The following is an 11,866-nucleotide window of genomic DNA, read 5'->3' as shown; positions in this document are numbered from 1 at the left end:
AACGGAATATTTTTTCAGTACCTGCTGCGTCGTATACCCGGGATGGCTGTAAAAAAACGTGCGGAAAGCATCCTTACCTTACAATGGTCACGCTTCCTCCAATCGGCGGCAGATCGGACCTGGGTTTGATCACGTAGTAATACGTTCCAACGGGTTGGTCGATGCCCTTGAACCTGCCGTCCCATGTTTTGCCGTACCCAACGGAGCGGAAGACCGGTTGCCCGAGCCGGTTGAAGATCTCCACCACACAATCCGGGTACAGGCTGGCCAGCAGCGGGATTTCCCAGGTATCGTTAATGGCATCGCCGTTGGGTGAAAATGCATTGGGTGGTGTGATCAATGCTTCCCCAATATCCACATTCACTCCATATACCTGCGAGCAGCCGCCCTCGATGGTTGCCTTGATGAAATACCGCCCTGCGATAAATACGCGTTCGGGATTGAGAATGGGGATGGTGGCAAGCGAATCTTTCCAATACGAAAAAGAAACACCGGTAACATCCCCGGTTGCAAGCGTGGTAAGGTCAAGGTCTTTCGGCCGCCGCACCGGTGGCGGATCCTTGATCGAGAAGCCGGGGAAATCGCCAACTTTTACCTTTACCGGTTGCGATGCAATGCACCCGACCGCATTTGTTGCCTTGATGTAATAGGTTCCCGTTGTAAGGATCGATTTTGGTGTAAGCAGGTATTCTTTCAGCGCAGCATCCGAAAAATAACTGAACTCGAGTCCGGGACTGCTCCCTGCAACAAACACACCGGAAGTAAGATCCACCGGTTTTGAGATGCAGGATATCCATTCATTTTTTGGTGTTTTGAGATCGATCACCTCGCTCGAATAAACGATGTTGGTATAAACCGTATCCACGCATCCCTGGTTAGGGAATGGCGTTATTTCTACGGCGTATTTTGTACCCGATGCCGGAAGCGGTTTCAGGGTGAGCGATGGCTGGTCGCCGATCTCCGCAGAGAAATCACCATTGAACCAACGGTAGCCCGCAAAACCAAACGGCGCGATCAGGGTCTGGATCGTATCGTTAAAACAATGCGTATTTCCCGAAATGGGCGAGGAGCAGTTCTGGTTCACATCAATATAGGCATAACCAAAATGGCCGGCCTTCGTGCAATCGTTGGAGGTAAACTCGATCCTGATGGTTTTGCCCGCATAGCCGGACAGCTTGATGGTTACGGGCGTCCATCCTTTGTAAAAAACATCCTTGCCCAAGGCCGACAGATTAAAACCCAGCGCATTCAGGTCACCGAACGCTGCATACGAAAACGAACTGCAGTCGATGTACTTGTTATCCGACACATCAAACACATTTGCCGTAAAACGCGGCTGTTCGTATTCCCTGTGGTCGGGCGGGTTTTGAAATACCACTGCGTAATTGTAAATGATGCTGTAGTTATCATCGTTCGCAGGAATGGTAAATGTATAACTCACCTGCTGCGCCTTTCTTCCCGAAATTTCATTGCCGAGCTTGATGGAATATTCGCTTCCGTTGGGGCAGGTAACGGGAAACTGGCCGTAGCGGTCGAGTAATTGCGGGGTTGTGGCCTTTTTGATCATATGAAGCGTATCATCCGGCGGCCCCGGTATCATGGAGATCTCACCGATGCCCTGCCCGGGATTGGCAACGATATTGCCTTTGCTGCATACCCAGCCATCAAAGGTGCCGGTCTCAAAGCCAATGTTCACAGGGCATTGCGAAAACCCGTGGAACGATAAAAGCAGGAGGGTATGAATCACCAGGAGCTTGCGATATCGCCTTAAAAGTTGATTCATACAATAAGCGTGGTAATGCGTGGCTTACAAGTTACTTTAAAAATGATTAAAAAAGCGGCGGTCGGTATAAACGGCGGATGACCCGGCGGAAAAGGCAGGCATAAAAAATCCCCCGGTTACGGGGGATCCTATTTAAAAGATTATCGTTGTCAAAGTGTGTTGAAATATTCGATAATAGAGATCCATCCTTTTTCTTCGGAGAGGGAAAGCTTGTTATCGGTAACGTACTTGTTCAGTTTCGGGTATTTCGCAACCATTTCTGCCGATCCGCGGGTAAACACGGAATCAAAAGATTTTCTCGACAGGCCGATCTTCACCGGTTTGCGGTTGTTGAAGGAATTGTCTGAGTAAAGGGTAAGTGTATAACCCTGCACCACCGGTTCACCTTCTTCAGCGGTAATCACTTTGGCGAGCGACAAACGGCCGGCCGCTATGGTAGCTTCGTAGCCCGTTACCACGGCGTCTTTGGCAATCTTTACCGATTTTACTTCAGCCTGTCTTACCAGGTTCGGCTTTGGCTGGGCATTGGCTGCGAGGCCCGCCAGGAGTAAAGAAAAAAGGAGCGTGAATGTTTTCATAACAGGAATATATGCGTGAATCGGGTGAACCAATGTTCAAAATGCTGGGATACCGGAATTTAAAATGGCCCATCGGAATGGCAGGCCCCGTAACGATTCGCGACAAAATTAGTTAAATACAACCAGAATCATCCGTTAAAACTCCCTGAAAACGCCCTGCTTCCGGTGGTGCAGCTAGCCGATCTGGTGAAATTGGTAGGCAGCTGACAGGCTCACACCCACATTTTCACCGTTTTTGAATGCAGGGCCGCTTGCTTTCGCAATGATGGTTGCGGAACCGGCCCGCAGCTCCAGCATCGTGTACATGCCCTGGAAGCTTTGCCTGCGGATGGTGATGGGGGAGGTCGCATCACGCGTAAGTTCCAGTTGCTCCGGGCGGATGAACGTTCTTTTTGCCGTACCTGTAAAACGTTTCTCTTTTGAAATGTGTTGTATTACGTCGTGTGTAAGAAGGTTGTAGTTCCCGAACAAACCGGCAACGTATTCGTTGACGGGGTGATGGTAAATTTCAGGGGGACCGCCTTCCTGGACAACATTGCCCGCTCTCATCACGATGATCTCATCGGCCCACGACAAGGTATCCATCGGATCGTGCGAAGTGAGTATGCAGGTGATCTGCAATCTTTCACCGATATCATCCAACACCGATTTTAAAAGGTTTTTGTGGATCGGGTCCATATTGGAGAACGGCTCATCCAGCAGCAACAGTTTCGGGGAGCCGATCAATAGCCGCGCCAACGCAATGCGTTGTTTCTCGCCGCCCGAAAGCTGGTCTACCTTCCGTTTAACCAGGTGGTCAATTCGGCAAACCGCGAACAGCGTATTGGCATCTTCTTCTGAAAGCTGGTTTGCGTAGCTGAGGAGTTCTTCTACCCGGTAGTTGTTGCGCAGCTCGAAATGCTGCGACAGGTACGCGATGCCCGGGTGGCCGGGAATCAACGTATCGTGCGGGCCCGGCACTTTCTTTCCTTCCAGGTAAGCGATGCCGGCATCGGGTTGTTCTAGCCCGGCAATGATCTTCAGTAGCGTGCTTTTACCCGAACCTGTTTCACCCGCAATGGCAATCTTGCGGAAACGTTCCTGCGAAAAATTGATATCCTTCAATACCCATTTCCCGCCAAACTTTTTGCCGATACCTGAAACGTTTAAAAACATCCCGCGAAATTAATAAATAGAACCAAGGCTGGCCCGTCTATCTTTCACGGGCGGGAAGGGATACATTCCGGCAGACTGCGCCAGTGTTTCCCTCCGCTGTTGTTGCTTAAAACCGATATTACAGCGGCTCCCAGAGTTCTATGGCGTTCCCTTCAATATCCAGTATGTGAACGAACTTGCCGTAATCGTACGTGGCAATTTCGTCGATGATGGTTACGCCGTCTTTTTTGAGCTGTTCCACCAACCCCACCAGGTCTGCAACGCGGTAGTTGATCATGAATTCTTTTTTGGAAGGATCGAAGTATTTGGTATCTGCCGGGAAAGTGTTCCATGCGGTGTAACCCATTTGTTCCGCGTTGTCTTTCTCGCGCCATTCAAACCCACCACCGTGTTCGCCTGATTCGATGCCGAGGTTTTTCGCGTACCAGTCTTTCATTTTTTTTGTATCCTCACACTTGAGGAAAACCCCGCCGATGCCCGTTACTTTTTTCATGCTAGTCGTGTTTTAGTATTCAAGGATACGCGTTTTTTATGAAGAAATCAAAGGAGTGAGGATGCAGGGAACTGCTGTCGCAATCCCCCACATACATTGTCGCGTTCACACCACAACGAAACAATCTTTATTGAACAACTTTGTATCGAACAAAATCAATCACAAAAAAACATACAGGAGGAAATCATCATGAGAAAGATTATCGTTTTATCAATGATCACATTGGATGGCGTGATGCAGGCGCCGGGTGGACCCGAAGAAGACGCTTCGAACGGTTTTGCATACGGTGGATGGGTGGCACCGTACAGCAACGATGTGGATGCGGAATTGATGCAGAGACTGATGAAACCATCAGATCTTCTGCTCGGAAGAAAGACATTCGACATATTCGAAGGCTACTGGCCCAAACACGCGGAGGGCTGGCCCGGCATCAACGAGGTTACCAAACATGTGGTATCAACAACACGGAAAGGATCGGATTGGCAAAACACTGTTTTCCTCGACGGTCTTGCAGGCATACAGGAACTCAAAAAAACAGAGGGGTCAAATTTACAGGTATGGGGCAGTAGCGAATTGATCCAACTGCTTCTTAAAAACGACCTGGTTGATGAGCTGTGGCTGATGATCCATCCACTCACGCTCGGACAAGGCAAAAAATTATTCAACGAGGGTCCTATACCCGCTGCCTTCACACTTGCGGAAAGTACAGTTACCCCAGCCGGCGTGATCATGGCCCATTACATAAGGGCCGGAGCGGTAAAGACGGGCACGGTTGGTGAATCGTAAACAGGTAATTGTAAATCGCCATTGCGTCGAACGAAGCAATGGCGATTCACTTACCGCGTTTCAATAAAGAATATTTTTTGTACCGCAGGAACTGCTGATCGAAACGCTGTTCACGCCAACGCCTTCACTCGAATAAGCCGGCGGACAACTGCCCCACCTGTCTTCTGCATAGGTTTGCGATGCGGGGATGGTGATCGTGTGGTACTGCATGCTGCCGACCATGTAATGGATCTCGATGTCGATATCATCGCAGATCTCTTCAGACAACTGGACCCAACCGATGAACTGTCCACCGCCAGGTGCTTCACCAACATAACCGACATAAGCGTATACATCGGTTGTTTTGCCGTTCTTTTTGGCGTGAAGTTTTACAAGATTCTTTTTAACGGGGCTGTTCTGGTCTGTCTTAACGGCGCCGGTAAACGACAGCGAAACGATGGTGATCAGCGCCAACGATGCAAGCATTGTGTTTTTCATAATTGGATATTTAGGATTTAAGAATACGGATGGCGGGGATTATTTACTAATATAGGTTTTGTTAGGCGGTGCTCATAGGGGTAAATCCCCTGCATCGTTAAAAAGACTGGTTATCAATTAAAAAATTTTTGGTGGGGATAAAATAGAGTAGAAGTACGCATTTGCGAGGTTGTAATTTGCCACTGATTTCACGGATTAACACAGATGTTGTTTATGTACAGGTTTTGCCTTGCGCATTCATCTGTGTTAATCCGTGAAATCAGTGGCAATTGATTTGCTGCTACTCCACAATAAAAATTCGGCATCAGCAAATGATACGGATAACATTGCCGCACTTGCTGTTACAAAGCTTTCGAAAAATTAAACGACCTGCCGTGTTGCGACAATGTAAACGTTTGTTGTTCGGGTTGAAAAACAACGTTTACGCCCGCGGCGTCGTCTGCGAATTTGTTTTTGTCAATGGCCGCTAATGGCCTGCTTCCCTGTCCCTCAATTTTTGCAAACAACGTGGTTCCTTCCCTGGCTATCGTTATTTTAAGGCCAATTTCTTTGGATGTGTAATTGCCGAGGAGTTTGTCAAGTTCTTCTTCGGTAGCCTTGTAGCTGCTGAACAGGGGCACCTGGTATGGTTTGTTGTAAGCTGCGCTCAGCGCTGCGATGGTGAGATCGTTGCCATTGTAATTCATGCCGTTGGATATCATCGCAAAAGCGATCCTTTTTTCAGGATCGTAAGAGAAGAGGGAAGAAAAACCATCAATGCCTCCTGAGTGGCCGAACTCCGTTCTGTCGTAGAAAGGAAAGGTGATCAAGCCGGATCCAACGTTATCTTTCAGCTTCTTCATTTCTTCAACCGCGGTCAGGCCAACGAGTTTCCCGGAAAACAAAGCTTCGGAAAACCTTACCAGGTCTGTGGGCGTTGATACGATCGCTCCGGCGCCCATGGGCACAGACATATCCGTTTCTTTTTCCAGTGTCCATCCCTGGGTAAACGTGTACGATCTTGCCTCGTTTGTTTCTGCATTGATCTTTCCGCCAACACTAGTGTATAGCAATCCCAGCGGTTTTACGATCTTCTCTTGAACAAGATGGGCATAGGAGGTTTTGTAAATGTCTTCAAGAATAAAGCTCAACAGCACAAACCCCGAGTTGCTGTATGAAAATTTACTGCCGGGCTCAAAATCACTGCCGGCATCGGTGATTGTTTTTACCAGTTCGCTCCTGGTTTTCGGAGCCGTGTACCATGTTTGGTAAGAGGCATCGTTGGTAAAATTATGGATACCACTCCTGTGCGTCAGTAAGTGCCGGATCGTGATCTTTGCTGCATTTGCAATGCCTGGAAAATATTTGTCGAGCGTTTCGTCGAGGTTTAACCTGCCTTCCTCGTTCGCCTTCATCACAAGAACCGCGGTAAACGTTTTGGTAATGGAGCCGATGCGGTACCTCGTATTTTCGTTGGCTTTTGTTTGTTTCGCTACATCGCTGAAGCCTGTGTTTTTAGCATAGATGAGCTGCCCATCGCGCATAAGCGCAATACCACCCATGAATTTATTGTTCTTTTCGAGGGACACAAGAACGCTGTCGAGTTTGGCCTTGTTGAAGTCCTGCGCCCCGGCAGAAGCGCCCGTGAGCAAAAACAAAATGCCTGCTGAAAGCACGGCCCAAAAAATACTTCTCTTCATATCACGCAGATTTAACATTAACCTGGATAGGCGGGGGCAGCTCCAGTGCATCAATGACTGAAAATACACAGAATCCATCCCGTTTCAAAAACTAAATCATCGCCCGCATACAGGAAAACACAAAATGAACGAAATTTGAAAACCGCATTTTTATGAAAACAGAAAAACAGGTGGAGGAATACATCAACAGCCAGCCCGGCTCAAAGCGCGGCGATATGCAGGCACTGCATCAACTCATCCTGGGCCTCATGCCGGGAAGCAGGCGCTGGTTTCTGGATGGAAAGAACGAATGCTCGAATCATAAATATTGTTTCTAAAACGCGTAACAAAACTGTAACACTGCGATGAAAATGTTGTTAGTTCATCAAAATAAATAACTATGAGAATAAAACTGGTGACCGTGTTTTCGCTGCTGCTTGCAACAGCGGTCCATGCGCAGGTTAAAGTATATGTACACCTGGATACATCCATCCATACCTCTTTTACGGGCCGCCTCATCCTGCTTACACAGAATGATACCACCAAAGAGATCGGCCAGGACCTTTCGCCACAGGCCAGTTTCGCGATGAATGTGGTTGACTGGAAACCAGGAGAGGTAAAGGTTTTTGACGACAATGCCGAAGCCAGCGGCGCCCGGCTCAGCCAGTTAAAACCCGGTTATTACAAACTCGCTTCCACCATTCACATAAAGGGAGAGAACAGGACAAACACGTCGAATCCCGGTAACGCTTATACACGTGGTAATTTCATTTTTTATATCCCCGACAACCACAGCGCCGAAAAGCATCTTTACATCAATACGGTGTTCAGGGAACGTGCTTTCCGCGAAACGGCCACCCTCAAATTGCTCAACCTGAAAAGTGGTTTGCTGTCGGCGTTCCATCACAAAGATGTTTTTGTAAAAGCGGCGGTAGTTCTTCCGGATAGTGTGTCTACGGGAGAAAAATATCCCGTTGTTTTCATTATTCCCGGCTGGGGTGGCACGCATTACGATGCGCAGGGTGCGCAGCCAAGACAAAGGTATGGCATGGGGCAGGGCAAGAAAAAGATCTATGTGTACCTCAACCCCGAAACACAAACGCGTTGGGGGCTGCATGCTTTCGTGGATTCTGATGTAAACGGCCCATGGGGAAGGGCACTCGTGAAAGAAGTGATACCTTATTTGCAGGAACACTATCCCGCGGCGCAAACAGCGGAAAATTATTTTCTTGTCGGCCAAAGCTCGGGCGGTTATGGCGCAGCCTGGCTGCAGCTGAATTATCCCAATGCATTCAATGGATGTTGGGCAGTATCGCCCGACCCTGTGGATTTCAGCAATTTCACGGGCATCGATCTGTACAAAGAAAGAAACGTTTATACAGATGAAGCGGGCAAGGAGCGTGGCATGTTTCTCGAAAAAGGAGTGGCGGCCACTACGCTCAGCAACATGGTGACCGCCGACGATTTTACCGGCGATGGCGGCCAATACCAATCATTCGAAGCGGAGTTTGGTAAACCCGATCGAAACGGAAGGCCGCAACAGCTCTACGACCGCAGAACAGGTGCAATCGACCGCGAGGTGGTGAAAGCGTGGAGCCGTTATGATCTCGGGCGATACATACAGCAGCATTGGAACAATGATCTCCCGGGTAAGGTACACATATATGCAGGCGCCGAAGATAATTTTCACCTCGATAAATCGGTGAGCGCATTGGCCGCAAAAGCTAAGACCGCAAAGGCCGATCTTGTTGCAGAGATCATTCCTGGCGCCAATCACTGGACGATCTGGTCGCCCGCATTCACAAAACGCGTCCAGGCAGAAATTGATGCGAGGATCCGTTGATGTCAATTGGATCGATAAAATAGGTGGCGTTGCACCATATGTTGGACATTTTTTAACGATTGCTGAACATTGCAGGCCTGCACCCCGCTGGCATAATTATAGTATGTTTTAAAAAAAAGAAAAGCCATGGAAATCATTATTCAATCTTTAGGGTTCAAAGCCGGGGAATCATTGGAAGGTTTTGTGAGAGAAAAAGTGAATACCCTTAAAAGCGACCGCATCATCCGTGCCAACGTAACGCTTTTCAAAGGCCCGGGTTCGGAACCGCAAAACGATTATTGTGAAATACGCCTTGAAATGCCCGGAAACGATCCTTTCGTAAAAAGGCACAGCGCGTATTTTGAAACCGCGGTTACCGAGTGTGTAGACGTGTTGTCTGAAAACCTCAACCGCCTCAAATCCCGCGTGATCAAAGAGCGCCAGGCAGAGGCCAACGCCATACAGGATGCATTGCTGGAGGCAGAAGCCGATGTTGACGTTGATACAGATCTTGAGGATGTGGTAAAGAATCCCTGATTTTTTGCACTTCCATTCCAGGGCCCGCTACTCAGTTAGCGGGCTTTTTATGTCAGTTCCTCGCTGCGGGCGGGGAAGAAATTTTACATTTTATCCGTGGTTGTTCCACCCAGTGTTCCCGTCCTGTTTTAAAGTTGTTGCTGCAACGTTGTAATGGATTCAAATTCGTCCGCAAATTTTGTACTGAGCCTTTGAAATATATCCACATACTTTTTGTATACCTCGTGGTTCTGTTTTGATGGTTTGTATGTTTTTTCAAAGACCACGCTTCGTGCCGCCGCATCAAGGCTTTTGAACAGGCCCATATCTGTTGCACTCAGCAGGAACGCGCCAAGGCTCACGCTGTTGAGGTTTTTGCAGATGCTCACGGGTTTGTTGAAGATGTCTGCGATCATCTGCGAGCAGAAAGGAATGGTCGCAAAACTTCCGTTTACAGAAAGGCTCGTTATGTTCCGGTGCTCCTCCAGTGTTTTACCGATGCTGAATATTTCATAAAGAATGCCCTCAATGGTAGATCTTATGAAATGATTTTTTCCGTGGTTGATGTTCAATCCAAAATATACGCCCCTTGCATTCGCGTTCCATATCGGCGCACGCTCGCCGAGGAGATACGGAAGAAAAAGCAATCCATCCGATCCTGTCGCGATCTTCTCTGCATCTGCGATCAGGTCTTCCATGCAGTTCTCAATGTCGTAAGCATATTTAAAATCGCCAAACTGTTTTGCAAACCATTCGAATATAACCCCGCCGTTGTTGGTTGGCCCGCCTGATATGAAATAATCTTCTGTGAGCACATAATTGAAAAAGCGCTGCTGTTCATCGTGAATGATCTTTTTTCCAACTACCCGCATCGCACCACTGTCTTCTACGGTGATCGTTGCTTTGTCGCCCGTCCATACCCCCGCGCCCAATGTTGCAAAACATCCATCGCTCGATCCGATCAGGATCTTTGTGTTGGCCGGCAACCCCAGCGATGTCTGGAACTCCCGTTTTAATTTCTTTGGCGCATAAAAAACAGATACCAGTTCGGGCAACCTGTCTGCATCGATACCAGCAAAATCAAGTGCCTGCGCATCCCAGTCTACCGTCTGGTTATTGAACAGCCCTGTAGCCGAAGCAAGGCTGAAATCGATCAGGCACTCGCCTGTCAACTGCTGAACAATGTAACTCTTGATCGATAAGAACTTTGCCGTTTTGTTGAAACGTTGCCTGTCCTTTTTTTTCATCCACGCAATTTTGATCAGGGGCGACATAGGATGTATCGGAGTGCCGGTATTTTTGTAAATGCTTCGTCCCAAAGCGGTTTTCTTCAACGCATCCGCTTCTTCTTTTCCGCGGTTGTCTGCCCAGATGATCGCGTTGCCCAGCGGAACATCGTTTTTATCGATCGCCAGTACACTGTGCATGGCCGCACTGAAACAGATGGTAGACACGGTGTATTTCTGCGGATGGATCTCTTCGCTCAGGAAATTCTTTAACACGTACAGCATCGTAATGAATACCTGTTCAGGATCCTGCTCGCTGTACTCGGGCTGCGGGTGAAAGGTGGGGTAGGTGCCCTTCCTGTCGCCGATCACATTGCCTGCAAGGTCGAAGGCAAAGATCCTTACTGCGTTGGTTCCCATTTCAATGGTGATCACGCATTCTTTTTTATGAGAGGAGATCTTAGTCATTTGTTTTGTTTTTATTCCTGAAATCGCGCGGGGTGAGCCCGGTTAATTTTTTAAACGTGGTTGAAAAATGTTGGGAAGAATAAAACCCTGTCTCCAATGCAATTTCCGTTACACTCAAACTGTTTCTCTTCAAAAGTTTGATGGCTTCCGAAATGCGGATGGTGATCAGGTAATTGAGCGGCGAAAAGCCGGAATAGCTTTTCACTTTTTCTGTAAAAGTGGTAGTGCCGAGGCCCACCAGTGCGGCCATCTCTTCCACCGTCCACTGGTGCGTAAGGTTTTTCCGGAGTGTCTGCTCAAAATTCATAAAGGCCTGTGGAAAGTCCCGGTTTGTATTGTCGCGTATGGCCAGTCTCCGCGCGATCATGATAAACAGTTCATCCAGCAAATGGATCACCCTTGTATAAAATCCGATCTGCTGGTTAAACAATTCCGCCTGCAGCTCCGCGAAGATAAGGCCGGCCTCCTTGCACCTTGATATGACCGGTGTCCTGTTGTATTTAAATACTTTACCAACGGCATTGGCCTCGCCGCTCGATAAATGGCTCCATTTCTGGAAGATGAACTCGTCTGTTCTTTTGTTTGTTTCTATGTGAAGCCAAAAAAGTTTTCCCGTGTTCAGGCTGTCTTGTGATCCTTCAACAACCTGGCCGGGATGAATGATCACCAGGTCGCCCGGGTACAGCATATGGTGTTCTGCATTGACGATCCATTCGAATTTTCCTTCCAGTATATAAAAGATACGAACGCACCTGCCGGTATCGTCGGTGGCAGGGTTGCCGTGGATGGTTGCGTTGCGCCTGCTGGCAAATTCAACAATAAACGGAAACAGCTTGAGCTCGGCTGAACGGCCTTTTTGCAAGACAAACTGGTTCATACTGTTCATTATTGTTTGTAAGATAAG

12 protein-coding genes are annotated in these 11,866 nt (G+C 48.2%); 4 read left to right on the top strand and 8 right to left on the bottom strand.

From position 1 onward, the window contains the following. Positions 1-73 precede the first annotated feature (73 nt). The 4 genes from GWC95_RS10525 to GWC95_RS19750 form a co-directional block, all read right to left on the bottom strand. Positions 74-1,783: a gliding motility-associated C-terminal domain-containing protein gene (locus tag GWC95_RS10525; protein WP_161818662.1), complete on the bottom strand. Its 1,710-nt coding sequence runs from the start codon at positions 1,781-1,783 to the stop codon at positions 74-76. A 149-nt stretch (positions 1,784-1,932) separates the two neighbouring features. After that, the gene (locus GWC95_RS10520; RefSeq protein ID WP_161818661.1) at positions 1,933-2,361 is read right to left on the bottom strand and encodes a hypothetical protein; all 429 of its coding nucleotides are present in this window, start codon (positions 2,359-2,361) and stop codon (positions 1,933-1,935) included. A 174-nt stretch (positions 2,362-2,535) separates the two neighbouring features. After that, positions 2,536-3,516: an ABC transporter ATP-binding protein gene (locus tag GWC95_RS10515; protein WP_161818660.1), complete on the bottom strand. Its 981-nt coding sequence runs from the start codon at positions 3,514-3,516 to the stop codon at positions 2,536-2,538. A gap of 118 nt (positions 3,517-3,634) precedes the next feature. Beyond that, positions 3,635-4,009, bottom strand: coding sequence for a VOC family protein (locus tag GWC95_RS19750; RefSeq protein WP_161818659.1), 375 nt, complete (start codon positions 4,007-4,009; stop codon positions 3,635-3,637). Positions 4,010-4,198: 189 nt separating this feature from the next. Between GWC95_RS19750 and GWC95_RS10505 the strand changes: the two genes are divergently transcribed. Further along, a complete protein-coding gene (locus tag GWC95_RS10505) occupies positions 4,199-4,795 on the top strand; it encodes a dihydrofolate reductase family protein (protein ID WP_161818658.1) in 597 nt (198 codons plus the stop codon). Positions 4,796-4,855: 60 nt separating this feature from the next. On the opposite strand, the gene GWC95_RS10500 is transcribed toward GWC95_RS10505, so the two are convergent. Both GWC95_RS10500 and GWC95_RS10495 read right to left on the bottom strand, forming a co-directional pair. Continuing rightward, on the bottom strand, positions 4,856-5,272 hold the full coding sequence (locus GWC95_RS10500; protein WP_161818657.1) for a hypothetical protein: 417 nt from the start codon (positions 5,270-5,272) through the stop codon (positions 4,856-4,858). Between the two features lie 341 nt (positions 5,273-5,613). Then, on the bottom strand, positions 5,614-6,951 hold the full coding sequence (locus tag GWC95_RS10495; RefSeq protein WP_161818656.1) for a serine hydrolase domain-containing protein: 1,338 nt from the start codon (positions 6,949-6,951) through the stop codon (positions 5,614-5,616). 152 nt (positions 6,952-7,103) lie between these two features. Between GWC95_RS10495 and GWC95_RS10490 the strand changes: the two genes are divergently transcribed. The 3 genes from GWC95_RS10490 (at position 7,104) to GWC95_RS10480 (ending at position 9,289) form a co-directional block, all read left to right on the top strand. After that, positions 7,104-7,268, top strand: a complete 165-nt coding sequence (locus GWC95_RS10490; protein ID WP_161818655.1) for a hypothetical protein — start codon at positions 7,104-7,106, stop codon at positions 7,266-7,268. 62 nt (positions 7,269-7,330) lie between these two features. Next, entirely contained in the window at positions 7,331-8,773 is a 1,443-nt protein-coding gene (locus GWC95_RS10485; protein ID WP_161818654.1) for an alpha/beta hydrolase-fold protein, read from the top strand. A 126-nt stretch (positions 8,774-8,899) separates the two neighbouring features. Continuing rightward, positions 8,900-9,289, top strand: coding sequence for an HPF/RaiA family ribosome-associated protein (locus tag GWC95_RS10480; protein ID WP_161818653.1), 390 nt, complete (start codon positions 8,900-8,902; stop codon positions 9,287-9,289). Between the two features lie 128 nt (positions 9,290-9,417). Here the strand turns inward: GWC95_RS10480 and GWC95_RS10475 are convergent, their stop codons facing one another. Next, positions 9,418-10,962: a gluconokinase gene (locus GWC95_RS10475; RefSeq protein ID WP_161818652.1), complete on the bottom strand. Its 1,545-nt coding sequence runs from the start codon at positions 10,960-10,962 to the stop codon at positions 9,418-9,420. Continuing rightward, complete coding sequence (locus tag GWC95_RS10470) at positions 10,955-11,839, bottom strand: helix-turn-helix domain-containing protein (protein ID WP_161818651.1); 885 nt, start codon at positions 11,837-11,839, stop codon at positions 10,955-10,957. Before GWC95_RS10470 ends, GWC95_RS10475 begins: the two co-directional genes overlap by 8 nt. Positions 11,840-11,866 lie beyond the last annotated feature (27 nt).

The organism is Sediminibacterium roseum, from assembly GCF_009939005.1.
GTDB classification, from domain to species: Bacteria; Bacteroidota; Bacteroidia; order Chitinophagales; family Chitinophagaceae; genus Sediminibacterium; species Sediminibacterium roseum.
Note: the sequence above shows the minus strand (reverse complement) of the source record. Positions and strands in the feature narration are given on the sequence as shown.